Annotated in this window: 16 protein-coding genes; 10 read left to right on the plus strand and 6 right to left on the minus strand. The window is 62.7% G+C overall.

Going from position 1 to position 17,847, the window contains the following annotated elements:
• Positions 1–87 precede the first annotated feature (87 nt).
• A complete protein-coding gene (gene dctP, locus VKZ87_RS17790; protein WP_324222614.1) occupies positions 88–1,191 on the minus strand; it encodes a TRAP transporter substrate-binding protein DctP in 1,104 nt (367 codons plus the stop codon).
• Between the two features lie 128 nt (positions 1,192–1,319).
• Positions 1,320–2,156, minus strand: coding sequence for a PaaI family thioesterase (locus VKZ87_RS17795; protein ID WP_324222615.1), 837 nt, complete (start codon positions 2,154–2,156; stop codon positions 1,320–1,322).
• A 120-nt stretch (positions 2,157–2,276) separates the two neighbouring features.
• On the opposite strand from VKZ87_RS17795, the gene VKZ87_RS17800 reads away from it, so the two are divergent.
• The 7 genes from VKZ87_RS17800 (at position 2,277) to VKZ87_RS17830 (ending at position 9,141) form a co-directional block, all read left to right on the plus strand.
• A complete protein-coding gene (locus tag VKZ87_RS17800; RefSeq protein ID WP_324222616.1) occupies positions 2,277–2,723 on the plus strand; it encodes a MaoC/PaaZ C-terminal domain-containing protein in 447 nt (148 codons plus the stop codon).
• 65 nt (positions 2,724–2,788) lie between these two features.
• Positions 2,789–4,390 (plus strand): acyl-CoA carboxylase subunit beta, encoded by a 1,602-nt coding sequence (locus tag VKZ87_RS17805; protein WP_324222617.1) that lies wholly within the window; start codon positions 2,789–2,791, stop codon positions 4,388–4,390.
• 4 nt (positions 4,391–4,394) lie between these two features.
• The gene (locus tag VKZ87_RS17810) at positions 4,395–6,344 is read left to right on the plus strand and encodes an acetyl/propionyl/methylcrotonyl-CoA carboxylase subunit alpha (RefSeq protein WP_324222618.1); all 1,950 of its coding nucleotides are present in this window, start codon (positions 4,395–4,397) and stop codon (positions 6,342–6,344) included.
• Positions 6,344–6,799 carry a MaoC family dehydratase gene (locus VKZ87_RS17815; protein ID WP_324222619.1) on the plus strand — a complete coding sequence of 152 codons (456 nt, stop codon included), beginning with the start codon at positions 6,344–6,346 and terminating at the stop codon, positions 6,797–6,799. The genes VKZ87_RS17810 and VKZ87_RS17815 overlap by 1 nt, the downstream gene beginning before the upstream one ends.
• Positions 6,796–7,554, plus strand: coding sequence for an SDR family NAD(P)-dependent oxidoreductase (locus VKZ87_RS17820; RefSeq protein WP_324222620.1), 759 nt, complete (start codon positions 6,796–6,798; stop codon positions 7,552–7,554). Before VKZ87_RS17815 ends, VKZ87_RS17820 begins: the two co-directional genes overlap by 4 nt.
• A 97-nt stretch (positions 7,555–7,651) precedes the next feature.
• The gene (locus VKZ87_RS17825; RefSeq protein ID WP_324222621.1) at positions 7,652–8,290 is read left to right on the plus strand and encodes a TetR/AcrR family transcriptional regulator; all 639 of its coding nucleotides are present in this window, start codon (positions 7,652–7,654) and stop codon (positions 8,288–8,290) included.
• A gap of 2 nt (positions 8,291–8,292) precedes the next feature.
• Entirely contained in the window at positions 8,293–9,141 is an 849-nt protein-coding gene (locus VKZ87_RS17830; protein WP_324222622.1) for a CoA ester lyase, read from the plus strand.
• A 129-nt stretch (positions 9,142–9,270) separates the two neighbouring features.
• Here VKZ87_RS17830 and VKZ87_RS17835 read toward each other — a convergent pair whose 3' ends face one another.
• The 4 genes from VKZ87_RS17835 to dctP (VKZ87_RS17850) form a co-directional block, all read right to left on the minus strand.
• Positions 9,271–11,640, minus strand: a complete 2,370-nt coding sequence (locus VKZ87_RS17835; RefSeq protein ID WP_324222623.1) for a CoA transferase — start codon at positions 11,638–11,640, stop codon at positions 9,271–9,273.
• A 10-nt stretch (positions 11,641–11,650) separates the two neighbouring features.
• Positions 11,651–12,769: an FAS1-like dehydratase domain-containing protein gene (locus VKZ87_RS17840; protein WP_324222624.1), complete on the minus strand. Its 1,119-nt coding sequence runs from the start codon at positions 12,767–12,769 to the stop codon at positions 11,651–11,653.
• Positions 12,770–12,804: 35 nt separating this feature from the next.
• Positions 12,805–13,566 (minus strand): SDR family NAD(P)-dependent oxidoreductase, encoded by a 762-nt coding sequence (locus tag VKZ87_RS17845; protein ID WP_324222625.1) that lies wholly within the window; start codon positions 13,564–13,566, stop codon positions 12,805–12,807.
• A 73-nt stretch (positions 13,567–13,639) separates the two neighbouring features.
• The gene (gene dctP, locus VKZ87_RS17850; protein WP_324222626.1) at positions 13,640–14,674 is read right to left on the minus strand and encodes a TRAP transporter substrate-binding protein DctP; all 1,035 of its coding nucleotides are present in this window, start codon (positions 14,672–14,674) and stop codon (positions 13,640–13,642) included.
• 204 nt (positions 14,675–14,878) lie between these two features.
• Between dctP (VKZ87_RS17850) and VKZ87_RS17855 the strand changes: the two genes are divergently transcribed.
• The 3 genes from VKZ87_RS17855 to VKZ87_RS17865 form a co-directional block, all read left to right on the plus strand.
• Entirely contained in the window at positions 14,879–16,090 is a 1,212-nt protein-coding gene (locus VKZ87_RS17855) for a CoA transferase (protein ID WP_324222627.1), read from the plus strand.
• A gap of 57 nt (positions 16,091–16,147) precedes the next feature.
• Positions 16,148–16,663, plus strand: a complete 516-nt coding sequence (locus VKZ87_RS17860) for a TRAP transporter small permease (RefSeq protein ID WP_324222628.1) — start codon at positions 16,148–16,150, stop codon at positions 16,661–16,663.
• Positions 16,660–17,847: TRAP transporter large permease (locus VKZ87_RS17865; RefSeq protein ID WP_324222629.1), on the plus strand; the 1,188-nt coding region annotated here is incomplete at its 3' end. The genes VKZ87_RS17860 and VKZ87_RS17865, both read left to right, overlap by 4 nt.

The raw sequence follows: 17,847 nt of genomic DNA on the forward strand, positions 1-17,847 counted from the left end.
TTGTCCACGCTGACTATACGCCCCGCACCACTTCGTGATCGGAGCGGCGCCAGCCCGGACGGTTTCGCCCGGGCCGGCGTGATGGGATTACTTCTTTTTCTTGGTGTAGCGCTCCAGGCCCGGCAGGTAGTTGTTGCTGCCGACATGCTGCGCCACCAGCTTGCGGTACTCCTCGAGGAAAGCAGCGCCATCGACGCCCCGCTGGCTGGCGGCGGCGATCCACTTGTCCCACAGCGGCTTCTGCACCGCGTCGCGGACGCGCTTCTTCTCGTCCTCGCTCATCAGCACGACCTGGGTCTTGCCGGCGGCAATCATCGCATCCACCGCCTTGTCGACCATGCTGTCCATGATGGTCCGGTAGTGGTCGGGAACCTGCGCGGCCACCTCTTCCATCACCTTCCGGACGTCCGGCGAAAGCTTCTTCCAGGCATCGAGATTGATCGAGGTGCTGGATACGGCGTAGACGCCCATGCCGCCGCCATCCGAGACATACGGGGCGAATTCGTGCACACCCACCGAAATGCTGGTCAGGAAGGGTGCGGACGAAAAGCCGTCGATGACCTGGCGCTGGAGCGCGCCGACTGAATCACCGAAGCCCATCGACACCGGCACCGCGCCCAGGATCTTCAGGCCGTCGGCGATGCTCATGACGGAACGGATCCGCATGCCCTTGAGGTCTTCGACCTTCCGGATCGGCTTCGTCGACCAGATCGTGTTCTCGGAGAAGCCGAGGGCGTAGAGCAGCTTCACGTTCTGACTGCTGTATTCTTTCTCCAGCGCCGGCGTTTTGCTGGCGAGCTGGTTGAACGCGTAGGTTACGGCCACCGAATCGTCGGTCACATAGGGCAGCGTGACGTTGGTCAGCACATAGTCCGACGGCTGGAACGCCGCGGGCACGCTCATGCCCATGTCGACGGCGCGGCGGGACAGTCCCGGATAGATCTCCGGTCCGCCGAGCATGGCGCCGCCCAGGTAGGTTTCGAACTTGACCGCACCGTTGGTCCGCTTCTCCACCTCTTTCATGAACCAGGTGTCGACCTGCACCAGCGGGTCATTCGCACCGAAATAGGTGGCGTAGCTCAGGGTTTCTGCGGCCCGCGCCGCAGCGGCACCGCCGAAGAGCATCCCGGCCACCAGCAGCGAGGCGCCAACCCGCGCCCCGGCACTCCGTACTTTTTGATCGCTCGACATCGAGGACTCCTCCCGTTTACAGGCTCCGACACGATGCCGGACGACCTAAAATCTAACAATCGTACGTTAGTATAAGTATAAGTGGATTTGATTGGGTTGCAAGCACAATCGCGGCAAAGCCGGCAAACTCATGTCCGGAAGAACGTGAATACCCCCCTGGCGACGACCCGGTCGGGCGGCTGGCTCGACGTCACCCGCACCGAGGCGACCGAGGCGCCCACACGCTCCACCACCGAGCTCGCCACGGTGTCGGCGCCGCCCGCAAAGCGCAGAAAGCTGAAATGGGCGGTCGTCAGTCGCGCGCGCCGGCCCGACCCGGTATCCAAGGCTTCACAGGCGGCCTGCTGCATATGGGCGGCGATCGCCCCGCCATGCAGCGACGGCAGTGAACCATTGCCTACCAGTCCGGGACGGAATGGCATGCGCAGGCCGGCAGGCTCGCTGACGAAGCCCATCAGGGAGCGGTAATCCGGCGCGTTCGTCGTCGCGGCCGGCGGCGGCGCCTCTGCCGACAAGTCTCCTTCGGGAAGGCGGCGACGGATGAATTGCCCCGTGGCATGCGCGATAATTGCGTTTGTGCCCTTGTCGCGGGCCTCGGCCCGCATCATCACCATGCCGGCCTCCGGCTGGCCGCCGACATCCACGGCGCCGGCCTCGACCTGGCAGGAAACCCCTGGCGAAAGATCCCGCAGATAGTCGATTCGCAGGTCGACGGTCGCCGTGCTTTCGCGGAACCCCAGAGCCACCATCGCGCCGATGCCGCAGGCGCTGTCGAGCACGGTGGCCAGCGGCCCGATGCCGATATGATCCGCGCCGGCCTCGGTGAGGAAGGGAGCGAATGGCAGGTCGAGCATCGTCCGCCGGCCGTCCGCCGAGAGGCTGTAACGCACGCCGATCTCATCGTCATGGGCAATGCGGCCGCCCAGGACCCGGGCCAGTCCCTGCTCGATCGGGGTCATCTGCATCTGCCTCTCCCTCTGCCGCTCCTTCCGATTGACCATCCGCCACGAAGTTATTGCGGACCGTGCAATCTTGATGTATTCTAACTAACACTTGTTTTATTCTTTGTCGATAAGGATTGAACTATGGGCCTCACTTTCGAGGAATACCGCCCGGGCCAGACTTGGACGACCCAGCGGCGCACGGTCACCGAGGCAGATGTGGTGATGTTCTGCGGCGTCTCGGGCGACTTCAATCCGCTGCATTCCGACGAGGAGCATTGCCGCAACACCCGTTTCGGCACCCGAATCGCCCATGGCCCGCTGGGCATGTCGATGGCGATCGGCCTGATGTCCCAGCTCAACCTGATCAACGGCACCGCGCTGGCCTTGCTGAACCTCAACTGGGATTTCCGCGGTCCGATTCGCCTGGGCGACACCATTCACGCCCGCGTCACCACGGAATCCACGCGCCCCACCAAGGCCGGCGACGGTGTCGTCACCCTGCGCTTCGTCGTCATCAACCAGAAGGATGAAGAGGTGCAGGAGGGCACTGCCACCCTGCTGATGAAGTCAGCCTCGAAGTCTGAGTAGCGCGGAAGAGACGGGAATTTCCGGGCCGCGGCCACGTTTCCAATGTCAGGGACACAGGAAGGGTAATGACTGTTCTGCGCAGTTCCATTGATCCGCGCGACGCCGGCTTTCGCGCGCGGCAGGACGCTTACGAGCGATTGATCGACCAGTTGCACCAACGGCTCGACTGGGCGCTGGCCGGAGGCGGCGAACGCATGGTCGAACGCCATCGCGCCCGCAAGAAGCTGCTGGTGCGTGATCGCATCGACCTGCTGATCGACCCCGGCACCGCCTTTCTCGAGCTCACGCCGCTGGCTGCCTGGGGCCTTTATGACGGCCAGCTGCCCAGTGCCGGCATCGTCACCGGCATCGGCACGGTGCGTGGCACCGCCTGCATGATCATCGCCAATGACGCCACGGTGAAAGGCGGAAGCTTTTTCCGCGAAACGGTGAAGAAGCATATCCGCGCTCAGGAAATCGCCATCGAGAACCGGCTTCCGGTCCTCTATCTGGTCGATTGCGGCGGCGCGAACCTCAACCAGATGGAAGAGGTGTTCTACGACGAGAACCATTTCGGCGGCACCTTCTATCGCCAGTGCCGCATGTCGGCCGAAGGCATCCCGCAGCTTGCCGTGGTGTTCGGAGAATGCACCGCCGGCGGCGCTTACATTCCCGCCCTGTGCGACGAATTCGTGATGGTCGACGGCAGTGCCTCGATCCATCTGGGCGGACCGCAGATCGTCCGTGCGGCGATCTCCGAGGTGGTTGACCGCATGGATCTCGGCGGCGCCGCCCTGCATACCTTCAAATCCGGCGTCAGCGACCATATTGCTCCGGACGAGCGGTCCGCGCTTGGCCGGCTGCGCGACATGGTGGCCGCCCTGAACTATGCGCAACCCTTCGAGCACCAGCCGGCGGCGCCGCGCCCGCCGCTGTTCGATCCGGCGGAGATCCCCGGCATCGTGGGCACCGACCTCAGCCGGCCCTTCGACCAGCGCGAGATCATCGCCCGACTGGTGGATGGCAGCGCCTTCCACGAGTTCAAGCCTGACTGGGGCGACACCCTGGTCTGCGGCTTTGCCCATATCGAGGGCTTTCCGGTCGGCATCATCGCCAATAACGGCGTGCTGTTCGCCGAGGCCTGCCTGAAAGGGACGCATTTCATCGAACTGTGCGACCAGCGCGGCACGCCTTTGCTGTTCCTGCAGAACACCACCGGGTTCATGGTTGGCAGCGAGGCGGAGATCGGCGGCATCTCGAAGCATTCCGCCAAGCTCGTCTATGCCATGAGCAACACCCGCGTGCCCCGCTACACGGTGATCACCGGCAGCTCCTACGGCGCCGGCAACTACGGCATGTCGGGACGCGGCTTCCGCCCCCGCTTCCTGTTCATGTGGCCGAATGCCCGACTCGGCGGCATGAACCCGGATGTCGGCAGCACCGTGCTGATGGATCTGCGCCGCGCCTCGATCAACAAGGGCGCCGCGGACGAGGAAGAACTGGCCCGCTACGAGGCCAAGGTGCGCAAGATGTTCGACGAGAAGTCGGATCCCTACTTCTGCACCGCGCGCCTGTTCGACGACGGCATCATCGATCCGCGCGACACCCGGCGGATTCTGGGCATCTGTCTTGCACTGGGCAACATGCGGCCGACCCAGCGGCCGACCCGTCCGGTGTACAGGATGTGAAGGCATGATCGAGTTCCTGACCGCACCATTCCCGATCCGCACCGTTCTGATCGCCAACCGGGGCGAGATCGCCTGCCGCATCATCGCCACCTGCCGCCGCCTCGGCCTGCGCACGGTAGCCGTCTACTCCGATGCCGATGCGGGTGCCCTGCATGTGCGCCTGGCCGACGTCGCCTGGCGGCTGGGACCGGCGGCGCCGTCGGAAAGCTATCTCAACATCGCGGCGATCATCGCCGCTGCCCGCGCCAGCGGGGCCGATGCCATTCATCCCGGCTACGGCTTCCTGTCGGAGAATGCGGCTTTCGTCCGCGCCTGCACCGAAGCCGGGCTGATCTTCATCGGCCCGTCGGCTGAAGCCGTGCAGGCGATGGGGTCGAAAATCGAGGCGCGGCGCATCGCCGAGGCGGCCGGCGTGCCGGTTGTTCCCGGCTTTGACGGCGCCGGCGCCTCCACCGAGGAACTGGTCGCCGCCGCCGGACGCATCGGCTATCCGGTCATGGTCAAGGCCAGCGCCGGTGGTGGCGGTCGCGGCATGCGCCGGGTCGACCGGGCGGAAGATCTGCCAGGCGCGCTCGCCAGTGCCCGCGCCGAGGCCGGTTCTGCCTTCGGCGATGACACGGTCTTCCTCGAGAAGCTGATCCAGTCTCCCCGTCATCTGGAAGTCCAGGTATTCGGTGACGGCAGGGGCGGCGCCCTGCACTTCCACGAGCGCGACTGCTCGGTGCAGCGGAATCATCAGAAGGTCATTGAGGAAGCGCCCGCTCCCAATCTGCCCGACGCGGTCCGCCAGAAGCTGTTCGCCAGCGCGATCAAGCTTGCTTCGGCCATTAATTACGCCGGCGCGGGAACGGTCGAGTTCATCATGGAAGGTGGCGGCAGCGAGCCGTATTTCCTCGAGATGAATACCCGCCTGCAGGTGGAGCACCCGGTAACGGAATGCATCTGCGGCGTCGATCTGGTGGAGTTCCAGCTGCGTCAGGCGGCGGGGCTGCCACTGCCGCTCACGCAGGAACAGATCGTTCCGCGTGGTCATGCCATCGAAGTCCGCATCAATGCGGAACGGCCGGACGAGGGCTTCCTGCCGGCCACCGGCCGGTTCCTCGATGTTGTGCCGCCGCGCGGCCTGCGGTTCGACACCGGCGTTGCCGCCGGTTCCGAAGTCGGCACCTATTACGACTCCATGCTGGCCAAGCTGATTGCGCATGGTGCCGATCGCGAAACCGCCCGGCAGCGGCTGATTGCCGGCCTCGAACAGCTGGCCATGCCCGGTGTGGCCGTCAACCAGGCCTTTCTCGCCGATTGCCTGCGGGCCGACGTCTTTGCCGAGGGCAACGCCACCACGGCCTTCCTGGAGGAAACTTTCCCGGATGGCTGGCGCCCCGATCCGCAGAAACTGCTGGTCCTGCGCGCTCAGGCCGCCGCCGCGCTGCTCGACGCGGCGGGCAGCCCGCTGCAGCGCACCGACGGTTTCCGCGTCACCGGCCCGCGACGGGCCGGCACCGCGCCGCTTTTTGTGGAAGACGAATACGGCCAGGCCGACCTCACCCTGTTCTTCGGAGCCGAACGAACGGTTCAGGACGGCGAAGGAGAGATATGCGCGGTTGGCCACGCAAGTCCGGCGATATGGCGCGAGGACGGCGTTGTACATGCCATTGCCGGTGGACTGTCCGTGACGCTGTCGGCACGCCCCCTGGCCGAGGCCCGCGTCAATGCCCGTGCGGAAGGGCAAGCGGCCGGCCAGATCATCGCGCCATTGGCGGGCCTTGTCACCGGCGTCTATGTGGCGCCGGGCGACGAGGTAAAGGCCGGCGACCGTCTGCTTGAAATGGAAGCGATGAAACTGGTCCACACGCTGGTTGCGCCGTTTGACGGGAAGATCACCCGGGTTTCCTGCGCCGCCGGCGATACTTACAGCGCCAAGACCGTGCTGATTGAGATGGAGGAGAATACCTGATGGCTGGACTCTGGTTCGAGGATTTCGAAGAGGGAATGGTGTTCAACCATGAATGGACCCGCACCATTACCGAAGCCGACAATCGATGGTTTTCGTTGCTGACCATGAATACCCAGCCGCTTCACATCGACGCCCATGCAGCGGCGAAATCGGTGTGGGGGCGGCCGCTGGTGAATTCCCTGTTCACGCTCGGCTGCATGGTGGGCATGACGGTCAATGATACGACCTTCGGCACCACCATCGCCAATCTCGGCATGAGCGATGTTCGCTTCCCGCACCCGCTGTTCGAGGGCGATACGATCCGGATGCGCACCACCGTGCTGAGCAAGCGCGAAAGCAAGTCCCGGCCGAACGAAGGCATCGTGAATCTGCGTCACGAATGCTTCAACCAGGACGACAAGCTGTGCGGCGTGTGCGATCGCGCCGCCCTGATGATGAAGCGGCCGAAGTCGTGAACGGACTGTCCGGCCAGCGCGTTCTGGTGGCCGGGGGAACGGCGGGTATCGGACTGGCGATCGCCCGCCGCGCCCTGGCTGACGGGGCGCATGTGGTCATCGCCGGCCGCAATCCCCGCCGGGGTGCTGCCGCGCTGGAGCAGCTGGGCAGTCAGCAGGTTTCGTTCGTCCAGGGCGATGCCGGCAATCCTGCCGAGTGCCAGGCCCTCGTGACCGAGGCCACGGCCCGTCTGGACGGCATCGATGCCCTCTTCTGCTGCAGCGGCGGCAACCCGATGCCGCGCCTGCTCAAGGATATTCCGCTGGAAGACGTGATGGGCGTGATCAACCGGTCGCTGGCTCCGACCATCCTGCCGGCCCGGGCCGTCCTGCCCATCATGACCGGCCAGGGGCACGGCGCGATCGTCTGCATCGCGTCGGACGCCGGAAAACTCGCGACCCCCGGCGAAGTGGCGATCGGCGCCGCCATGGCCGCCATCATCATGTTCTGCCGGGCAATGGCCTACGAGGCGAAACGCCAGGGCATCCGCGTCAACTGCCTGACCCCCTCCATTGTCGAAGGCACCGAGCTGCACGACAACCTGATGGACGACCCCTTTGCGGGCCGATTGTTCGCGAAGGCCAAGACCCTGGCGCATCTCGGCGTCGTGCAGGCCGAGGACATCGCGGAGGCGGCCGTGTTCCTCGCCAGCCCCGCAGCCGCCCGGATCACCGGGCAGACATTGTCGGTGACCGGTGGCATCTCGGCCATCTGACAGGCGACACTGATGGCGAAGTCGCGCGAATCTCGCTAGAAAAGGTGAAAAAAAGACCGGTGAGGCTGGGAATCATAACAACAGGGGGCCAGGCATCATGAGGGCGACCAGCGAGGTGAGCACAGGCGGGCGGAAACCTGCGGGCGGACGCCAGCGCGCCAAGGCCGAGACAGCGCGCGCCGAAATCCTGGCCGCAGCTGCCCGCATGATGCGCAGGGTCGGCTATTCCGAGATGTCGCTGCGCGATCTTGCCGCCGAAGTGAACATGAAGGCCGGCAGCCTCTACTACCATTTCGCATCCAAGGATGACCTTGCGGCCGAGGTGATGCGCATCGGCGTCGAGGCGATCGAGGCCGAGGTACGCAAGGGCCTCGCCGATGCCACCGACCGCTCCCCCATCGAACGGCTGTCCATAGCCATCCGGATCCATCTGGAGACCCTCCTGGAGAAGAGCGATTTCGTCTCCTCGCACACGCGCTGCTATCCCTTCGTGCCGGAGACGGTGCGCGTGCAGCTGCGCGATGTCCGGCACAGCTACGATCAGGTATGGGTCGAACTGGTCCGCAACTTCCTCGGCCCCAATGCCTCGAATGAGAGCGTGCGCTATCTGCGCTTCGTGCTGATCGGCGCCCTGAACGGGTCAGTCGAGTGGTTCAATCCCAACCGGGATTCCATCTCCGACTATGCGCGCGCCATCGAGAAACTGCTTGCCAATCACTCAAATCACAGTCGCTAGCCATGTCCTGCCGCTCCTATCTGTTCGTTCCGGCCGACAGCGCCCGGAAACTGGCCAAGGCCGTGGAAAGTGGCGCCGATGCGCTGATCCTCGATCTCGAGGACGCCGTGGCGCCGGCCAACAAGGCGGCGGCCCGCGCGGAAGCTGCCGGTTTCCTGGCGCAGACACTGCCGATGAAACGGTATGTGCGGGTGAACGGTCTCTCGACCGGACTGACTGAAGAGGACGTTGCCACGACAGTCGCAGCCGCGCCTGACGGCTATGTTCTGCCCAAATGCGAGGGACCGGCCGACATCGAGGCGTTGTCGGCCCTGATTTCCAGATTTGGCGGAAGCGAGAAGATTGGCATCATAGCCATCGGAACCGAGACGGTCCGCGGCCTGCGCCGGCTCATGCGTGAGGACTGGAGCCATTCCCGCCTGAGCGCGCTTACCTGGGGCGGCGAGGATCTCGCTGCGGATATGGGAGCCGAGCGCAACCGAGACGAGGCCGGCGACTATCTCGGACCCTTCCTGATGGCCCGGGACATGACCCTGCTGGCAGCGGTCGAAGCCGGCGTGGCTGCAGTGGATGCCGTTTTCACCGACTTCCGCGACGAAGCCGGATTGCTGCGCGAGGCGCGGCTGGCCAAGACGCTGGGATTCAGCGGCAAGATGGCCATCCATCCGGCCCAGGTGCCGGTCATTCACGCCGCCTTCCGGCCGGAACCGGCCGAAGTCGACTGGGCCAGAGCCGTGATTGCGGCACTGGAAGCCGCCAGCGAGGGTGTCGCCAGCCTGAATGGCATGATGCTGGATCGCCCGCATCTGATCCGGGCGCGCAAAATCCTCGAACGGCAGGCAAGATCCTGAGCCAGCGGCTGCCGCGGCTGCGGATTGCCCGCGCGCGGAACGGGAGGCCAGGCCGTCCGCTTGCGCCGGCCCGATTCCATGCCTCAATCTCGGGGCTTTCAGAGCATTCTTGGGTCCGGTTTCGGCCGGTCAGGATATAACGTCGGAAGCTATAAGTGCGTCGACCTCGTTTTTGGAGAGGCCAAGCAGGGTCTCAAAGACGTCTCGATTATGCTCTCCCAGACGCGGACTGCTTCCGGTGACCTCGGCCTCAAAATCATCAAATCGCCAGGGCGTGGCATAAACCTTTTCCGGCCCATAATCGGGATCGACAATCGGCCGGCGGAGACCACGTGCCTGAAAATGAGGATCACGCATCTGCTCCTCAATGCAGAGAACGGGTGAAGCTGGAATCCCTGCCCGTCGCAGGGTCTGCACCAGGTCGTCCCGCTCCCACCCCCGTGTCCAGGCGGCCAGTCCGTCCTCCAGGGCTGCAGCCTGCTCGATCCGCCGCGAAGCGGAATCCAGGGCCGGATCCTCTGCCCAGGTTTGCCCTTCGGCCAATCCCTTAAGCCTCTTCCAGCATTCGTCATCAGGAACCGAGATCGAGACCCAGCGGTCCGTACCCGACGCGGGAAAGATTCCGTGTGGCGCCATTTCAGGGTGCCGGTTGCCGCCCGGCGCCGGCTGCGGTCTGCCGAGCGAAGCGTCTATCAGGTAGCGGGGCATGGTGGAGAGCAGGCACTCGATTTGAGAAAGGTCGAGATAGCAGCCCGTTCCCGAACGTGTACGTTCATGCAGGGCAGCCAGTACCCCCATCGCTGCATGCATGGCCGCATTTGGGTCGCCCAGTCCGAAATTGAGCGCCCCGATCGGCTTCTCACCCGGATACCCGACCAGGCTTTCCAGACCGGCGAAGGCCGACATGACCGGAGCATAGGCGCGCATCGCCGCAGATGGCCCCTTCTGGCCAGCGGCCGACATGGAGATCATGACGATAGCCGGGTTGAGTTTCTGAACCTCATCATAGCCAAGCCCGATGCGGTTCAAGGCACCCGGAGACATATTCTCGATCAGCACGTCACTCAGAGAGACGAGCTCTCGCAGAAGTTCGATAGCACGCGGCTGCTTCAGATTGAGCGTGATCCCCTTCTTGCCATGGTTGATCTGATGGATCATCGGGGAAAGTTCGATGCTCGGGCCAGGCACCGGTTTGCCACCCCGAAGGGGACGCCCGCGCAGTCTTGTATTGTCCAGGCGTTTGCCGTGCTCGACCTTGATAACTTCCGCTCCGAACTCAGCCAGGATGGTTGCCATCATGGGAGCCGACCAGACCCAGCCCAGATCCAGCACGCGCAATCCCTGCAACGGCAGGGTTTTGCCTTGTTCCGGCGCTGCGATCGCCTTCGGCATTGCCGGCTCACGCGGAGTGTGCAGGCCGACATGATCCGGGGTCGGCCGAGTAATCTGATAGGGGAGATTGGGTACCTTTATGGTCTCGCCATTTGCCAGCGGCATGTCGGAGAGAAAGCCGCGCGCTTTGAACTGCGGCGTCTCGATCACCTCTTCGAATCGCCGCAGGGGTGCCATAGGTATGCCATGCTCAATGCTGATCCGCGTGAGTTCAGCGCGGGTTTTGCCCGCAAGCCAAGGCAACAGCAGCGCATCAACTTCTTCGGGGTATTCCCGCCCCATGGCGCGCAGATCGTTGTACCGCGGATCAGCCGACCAGTCCGGCTTGCCCATGGCCGCAATCAGCCGGCCCCATTCGTCTTTAGACCGGCAGATCAAACCGATCTCGCCGTCCTGGCACGGCAGGATCACATAAGGGTAGGCTCCGCCCGATCCATAGGCCCGACGGCCCGCCCGGTGCCACTTGAGGCCATGATGGATATAGGAGGTGCAGTTGCTGCCGGCATAGAAGGCGAGGATGTCGGCAAGTGCGACATCCACCATACTACCCCGTCCGGTCCGGTCTCTTTTCAGGCACGCGAGCCAGATGGCTGCCGCGAGGTTGACGCCCGCCTGGCACTCGACCACATCCGCCGGCAGGCCAAGGGGCGATCGATTCGGGTCGCCGATGGCCCAGGCGACACCGCTGGCGGCCTGGGCATCCAGCGTCTGGGCGGGAAATGCAGCATTCGGGCCGGATTCGCCAAAAGTACTGGTGCATGCCACCACGAGGCCCGGGAAGGCTGATGCCAGACCCTGAAAGTCGATGCCCAGTTCAGCGCGCGCTCCAGCCGATAGATCGGTGAATATGACATCGAGCTTTTGACCTTCCCCACTCAGGAAGGCGGAGAGTGTGTCGTTGTTCAGATCCGGCGGGAGGTCTGCCTGGACCTTGCCGGAATCGAAATGTACGAAAAGCGGATCGTTTTTCCGCAATGAAGGGCGGACGGATGCCACCTGCGTGACATCCGCCCCCGTCCTTTTCATCAGCCAACCGCAATAGGCGCCGGCCACCCCTTCACTCAGTTCCAACACCTGGAGACGGCCAGAAGCTTTTGCGCCCGACATGAAGCAGTCCTTAAGACTTCGTCGGAAGGATCACTTCGGCCGATCCGACAGCCGTGCGGGCCCCGCGCTGATTCTCGCACCAGACGTCCGCGGAGACGATAGCCTTGCCGTCTTCCACCCGTTTGCCCGTCACGGTGCCTTTGCACCAGGTCGCGTCGCCGAGCAAGTTGTGATCGCGTACGCGTACATTCAGTCGGCGCAGGAAGCCGTCATCGCCCATCCAGTCGGTCATCAGATGCGAGAGCCAGGCAATACGCTCCGGCCCGAAGTCGTACGGTGCCGGCACCCCCACCTCACGGGCAAATTCCGCATCCCAGTGCACCCGGGCGGGCCCTTCCGGCACGCCGTAGGCATTCGGGATGGCCAGCTTCGGATGCTTGTCGAAGTAATCCCATGCAATGCGATGATTCTGGGTGCCGTAATTGCCCCAGGATTGCATGAAGGCGATTACGGAGGTGAGCGTATAAGGACCCTTGAGGATGGTATCGATCTGGTCGCCGACATTCACGTCGTCGAAGTATCGCGTTTCCGCACCCCGGCGCTTCTCGGACCGGTACTGGTTACGGAAGACGTCGAGTTCCTCCTCGGTATACTTCCGAATCGCCTTTTCAACTTCCTTGTATTTCTTGCCTTCGGACTTGGCCGATTCACGCTCGGTCCGGAAACACCAGGAATCGGCAGTGGCAAGCAAGGTATCGTTCTGGTCGAAGAAGGAGATGGCATAGATCTGCTGGATCGCACGACCGGCAAACCGGGTTTCGTGTTCGACCAGGTCTTTCAGCGTCGCCTCGGTGCGGATTCTGGTGCCGTGCCGTATCGGCTGGTGCCAGGTCCAGTCGGTTCCAGCAAACATGGCATGAACGCCAGGCAGGCCTTCAACCGCGCCGCTCACGACGTTGTTGGTCGAGTAGAGGATGCAGGGTGTTGCAAGGCCGGATTTCCAGCGGCTTTTTGCTGCATATTCCGGGTCGACATAAAGCGGATTGTCATCCCCGATGCTGCTCGCGAAATGCCGCGCGGCGTCAGCGTTGATTTCAGTATAGAAAGGAGGCGTGACGCGCTGGACAGGCTTCCCCAGCCGGGCCCGGAGTTTCTCCAGCGCTTCGTGATTGATCTTTGTATGCTGCATAACTTTGTACCCTCACATGTTAAAAGGTTAGAAAACTAGAAACAGACTTCTCCACCATTGAGGTGCATCGTTTGCCCGGTCATGAAGGAGGCCTCCGGCTGGGCGAGGTAGAGGCAGGCAGCGGCAATTTCTTCTGCCCGCCCTATTCTGCGGACCGGGATCCGCGCGCTGCGTTTTTCCAGGCCTGCATGCAGTTCAGGGTAATTGCTCCAGTCGCGTTCCGTGTCGATGACGCCGGGAGAAACGGTGTTGGCCGTGATGCCGTGCGGCGAGAACTCGAGTGCGAGCGCCTTGATCAAGCCATTGAGTCCCGCCTTGGCGGCCACCACATGGGCGCGGTTCACATTGCCGATATGCGCGTCAACGCCGCTGATCGCGATAATTCGGCCGTGCCGCCGGGAAACCATCGAAGGCAGAATCGACCGGGTAAGCTCGTATATGCTTGTCAGATTGACCTGCAGGACCTTCAGCCACTCCTCGAGTTCGATCTCGAGAAAGGCCCGGCGGGGGCGGATGGCGGCATTTGCGACGAGGACGTCGATCCGGCCGCAGCGGTTCAGCACCGCCTCACCTAACTCCGCCGACGCTCCCGGCATAGCCAGATCCGCTGCAAAGGGGTCGATTCTGATATTCAGACTTGCCGCTTCATCCACCAGGGAGTCGAGCGAAGAGAGCTCGCGGGCAGCGGCAGCGATGCGGAAACCCCTGCGGCCAAACGCGAGCGCAATCGCACGCCCGATATTTCGGCTGGCGCCGGTCACCAGTAGGCAGGGCCGGTCCTGATCGTTGTCGGTCACGACCAGCCCTCGCTATGCCGAGTGAAAACGGGCTGGTCGGCCTGAAAGCCGGCCAGCGCGGAAAATAGCCGGCTCATTTCTTCTGGGCCTGAACCGCTTCCGTATAAGCCTTCAGCACGGCGCTGCCGGCCTTGCCACGACCGTCGAGCTCCTTCGCCCAGGCGCCGCCCACTTCTTCGGCTGCTTTCTGCATCGCGGCTACCAGCGATTTGTCCGGATCGACAAACTTGATTCCGGCGCTCTCGAGGTCCTTCTGAGCCGAGATGGAGCCATTGTCATAAGCCTGGCAGACTTCGCGGGTCGTCTCCTCTCCTGCTTTCGTGAGTGCCTTACGGATATCCGGCGGCAGGCGGTTCCAGCTTTGGTCGCTGACCGAGAAGGTGCCGACAAAGGCTCCGAAGGTGAGCTGCTTGGTGGCGGAGCGAAGCAACCCCTGCAAGTCGTAGGATTTGACGTTGGTGAGCGGGAACATCACGCCATCGATGGTGCCGCGCATGAGGCTCTCGTGGGTTTCGGGTGCCGAAATACGGACTGGCACCAGGCCGACGCTTTTCATGGCCGCTTCTACCGGCGCGCCGGCGCCGCGGACCTTCAGCCCCTTGGCCTGCTCGAGGCTGGTAACCTCGCGCGTCTTGGTAAGCAGCGCGTAAGGAGGCGTAACGATCACATAGAGTGGCTTGACGCGGTTCGGCTTGAACTCGTTCTGGTACAGCAGTCCGTCGATGGCGAGTTTCTCGTAGGCCAGTGACGCACTGCACGCATCCGGAGCGCCGCCGGGCAAGGTGGCGACGGCGCTGAGCGGCAGTTTCTCGGTAATATAGGGCGGCGCCACATAGGCGATGTCGGTGAGGCCGGACTGCAGCAGCTGCAGCATATCCTTGGCTTTTCCGAGCTGCTCGGCAGGGAAGTACTCGAACTCTACCGCGCCATTCGTCTTTGCCTTGACCTTCTCCATGAATGGCTGGGTCGCGTGCACAGTGGTGAAGTGACCAGCCGGGAAGGAATCGGCGAGCTTGATTTTGATCTTGCCCTGAGCCGCAGCAATCGGGGTCATGAGCAACGTGCCGATCCCGATAGAAACGCTGAAAGCGGTAATAGCCCAATTCATGGTTTCCTCCAGTGTTGTTTTTCTGTCTTAGAGGAAAACCTATCAGTGTTCTTAAATACGTCAAGATTTCACATATACGAACAATCTTGACACGGCCTTTGACCAGAGGGCTGCGCGCCGCGTTACGTATATACGTACTGTTGACCGATATTCGGAACCGGTGTTAGCCTGCTGCATCAGTTTCATGGAGCCGCGTTGTTTTCGATGACATCCCCAGACCGAAAGTGCCGCGAGGCCGCCTCTCCGCTTTCCGACTTAGTGGTTCTCGACCTGACAGCGGTGGTCTTCGGACCGCTCTGCACCCAAATCATGGCCGATCTCGGCGCGACCGTGATCAAGGTGGAGGGCCCTGAAGGAGACAGCACCAGGCAGATCGGGCCGATGCCCGAGAAGGGAATGGGCGGCGCGTTCTTCAATCTCAACCGCGGCAAGAAGGGCATCTGCCTTGACCTGAAGACGCCGGCCGGACGGGACGCATTGCTGCGCATGATTCCGAAAGTGGATATCTTCGTGCATTCCATGCGGCCGCAGGCAATCCGGCGGCTGGGCCTCGATTTCGAGTCGATCCGCGACATGAACCCCAGACTGATTTATTGCAGCGCCTGGGGTTTTGGCCAGGATGGTCCTTATGGCGGGAAGGCAGCCTACGACGATATCATCCAGGCAGCCTCCGGCCTCGTTGCGCTGACGGAGCTATCGACCGGTGCGGCCAACTACACGCCGACGGTGATCGCCGACAAGGTGGCCGGCTTGACCCTTCTTTATTCCTGCCTGGCCGCAGTCAACTATCGGCATCGCACCGGACTTGGTATGGAAATCGAAGTCCCGATGTTCGAGGTCATGGCGAATTTCATGCTGACCGAGCATATCGGCGGCGCGATGTTCTCACCCCCTATGGGGCCACCGGTGTATGCGCGTCAGATCTCACGAAGCCGGCGCCCCTTCGAGACCAGCGACGGTCGCATCTCCGTGATTGTCTACACGGACCGGCAATGGGCGACATTCGGGCGGCTGGTCGGGGTCGACGATCTCCTGTCCCGACCGGAGTTCTCCTCCCTGACCGAGCGGACCGCCAACATCGACGTCGTCTACGAGTTCCTCGGTAACCATCTCAAGGCGCACAGTACCGCCTATTGGATGTCAACGCTCGATCGTGCAGGCATCCCTGCCATGCCGGTCAATTCGACTGCGGATCTCTATGAGGACCCGCACTTGGCCGCGGTCGGCATGTTCCAGGACGCAGAAGATCCGGAGTTCGGCACGTTGCGTTATCCGCGACAGCCAACTCGCTTTAATGGCCATATGCCGGAGGTCCGGCACCGCGCTCCCAGGCTCGGCGAAAACACCGAGGAACTACTGACGACCTTCGGTTTCACTCGCGAGGAGATCGAGGCCGCAATGGGAGGAGGTCGCTAGAAGTAGACCAAAGCGGCGCGCGGGAGGCGCGCTTCTAACCCGAGAAGATGAGGCAAGATGCCAAGAAAGCTCTCCATCATCCTAGAAGGCGCCGCTGCCGCGCTGCTATGCCTCGTCATGGCCGTTTGCGTTTGCGATGTAGTCCTGCGCTATTTCCTCAACGCCCCGCTTCTGTGGTCCTTTGACCTGATTACGATTTACCTATTATCCGGAATCTACTTCTTCGCATTGACCTCGACCGACGACCATGGCGACCACATCGCCGTAGACTTCTTCTATCTGGTCTTTCCCACCCATATCCGTCGGGTAATCAGCTTTGTCGCCGATCTGATCGTCTTTGTCGCCGTTGCCATAATGACGATCGGCATTTTCGATCGGCTGCTCGATGCCATACAGTTCGGCGACATGTTCAACTCGGCGATAGTAGCCCCGGTCTGGACCTCGCTGATCGCGCCGCCGATCGGGCTGCTCGCCTACTGCCTGTTACTGGCTCATCGCCTGATAACGCTGCGATCCGCGTATCATGCCGACCAACCCCACGCCGCGGCAAGTCGGGGTGAGGAGAAGCCATGATTGCAGCCCTGATTCTCCTCTTTCTTGTGGTCCTGCTGGTACTCAGGATCCCGATTGGCTTCGCGCTCATTGTTGCCGGCTCTGTCGGACTTACGGTGACGAGCGGCTGGGAAGCCGCTTACGGCGTGTTGAAAACCGCACCGCTCACAACAACAGGGATCTACGAGCTGATTACCGTCCCCATGTTCCTGCTGATGGCGGAATTCGTCGTTGCCAGCGGGATTGCTGACGACCTCTTCCGGTCGGCCGCCATCTGGATCGGCCGCGTGCGCGGCGGCCTGGCGATTGCCACTGCATTGGCGGGCGCAGGCTTTGCCGCAATTTCTGGTTCCAGCACGGCAAGTGCGGCAACCCTGTCATCAACGAGCCTCCCCGCCATGATCAAGCACCAGTATCAGGACAGCCTGGCTGCCGGAGTTGTCTCGATCTCGGGGACACTGGCTATGCTGATACCGCCCAGCATAGCGGTCATCGTTTACGGGCTGATCGCCGAAGAAAGCATCGGCAAGCTCCTGATTGCCTGTGTTATCCCGGGCCTAGTGGTTACAGCCGCCATCATTTTCACCGTCCTGCTGATCGGCTGGATGGAGCCGGGCTCGCTGCCTCGGGGGCAGTCTTTCACCTTTAAGGAGAAGCTGCGCTCCAGCAAGGTGGCTCTGCCCATGATCCTGCTTTTCCTCGCGGTGACAGGGATCATCTATTTCGGTGTGGCGACCCCAACCGAGGCATCCAGTCTCGGCGCCTTTGGCGCCCTCCTCCTGGCGCTGGCAAGCCGCAAGCTGAACCGCGAGGTCTTCGTCAGAGCAGTCCGGCGGGCAGCCCGTATCAGCTGCATGATCATGACGATCGTGCTGGGCGCCCAGTTCTTCGGCTATTTTTTCGCCATGACGAGGACAACCGTCATCTTCTCCGAATTCGTCATGGGGCTGGGACTGCCGGACTGGGGCATCCTGATCGCCGTGCTCTGCCTGCTGCTGATCCTTGGCTGCTTCCTTGACGGGATCGCGATCCTTGTACTCACGGTACCGACCCTGCTGCCACTCATGAAGGGGCTCGGATATGATCCGATCTGGTTTGGCGTAATGGTCATCCTGACTGTCGAGATCGGCATGGTTACCCCGCCACTCGGCATGAATGTCTTCGTGGTCTCACGGGTGACAGGCATACCTCTCCAGACGGTTTTC

The sequence above is a fragment of the Ferrovibrio sp. genome (assembly GCF_035304305.1).
Classification (GTDB): Bacteria; Pseudomonadota; Alphaproteobacteria; order Ferrovibrionales; family Ferrovibrionaceae; genus Ferrovibrio.

Bases quoted from the DNA above. Each gene is read 5' to 3' on its own strand.
- VKZ87_RS17810 (WP_324222618.1), top strand. From the start codon at position 4,395: ATGATCGAGTTCCTGACCGCACCATTCCCGATCCGCACCGTTCTGATC.
- VKZ87_RS17795 (WP_324222615.1), bottom strand. From the start codon at position 2,156: ATGCAGATGACCCCGATCGAGCAGGGACTGGCCCGGGTCCTGGGCGGC.
- VKZ87_RS17855 (WP_324222627.1), top strand. From the start codon at position 14,879: ATGACATCCCCAGACCGAAAGTGCCGCGAGGCCGCCTCTCCGCTTTCC.
- dctP (WP_324222626.1), bottom strand. From the start codon at position 14,674: ATGAATTGGGCTATTACCGCTTTCAGCGTTTCTATCGGGATCGGCACG.
- VKZ87_RS17835 (WP_324222623.1), bottom strand. From the start codon at position 11,640: ATGTCGGGCGCAAAAGCTTCTGGCCGTCTCCAGGTGTTGGAACTGAGT.
- VKZ87_RS17840 (WP_324222624.1), bottom strand. From the start codon at position 12,769: ATGCAGCATACAAAGATCAATCACGAAGCGCTGGAGAAACTCCGGGCC.
- VKZ87_RS17800 (WP_324222616.1), top strand. From the start codon at position 2,277: ATGGGCCTCACTTTCGAGGAATACCGCCCGGGCCAGACTTGGACGACC.
- VKZ87_RS17805 (WP_324222617.1), top strand. From the start codon at position 2,789: ATGACTGTTCTGCGCAGTTCCATTGATCCGCGCGACGCCGGCTTTCGC.
- dctP (WP_324222614.1), bottom strand. From the start codon at position 1,191: ATGTCGAGCGATCAAAAAGTACGGAGTGCCGGGGCGCGGGTTGGCGCC.
- VKZ87_RS17860 (WP_324222628.1), top strand. From the start codon at position 16,148: ATGCCAAGAAAGCTCTCCATCATCCTAGAAGGCGCCGCTGCCGCGCTG.
- VKZ87_RS17825 (WP_324222621.1), top strand. From the start codon at position 7,652: ATGAGGGCGACCAGCGAGGTGAGCACAGGCGGGCGGAAACCTGCGGGC.
- VKZ87_RS17815 (WP_324222619.1), top strand. From the start codon at position 6,344: ATGGCTGGACTCTGGTTCGAGGATTTCGAAGAGGGAATGGTGTTCAAC.
- VKZ87_RS17830 (WP_324222622.1), top strand. From the start codon at position 8,293: ATGTCCTGCCGCTCCTATCTGTTCGTTCCGGCCGACAGCGCCCGGAAA.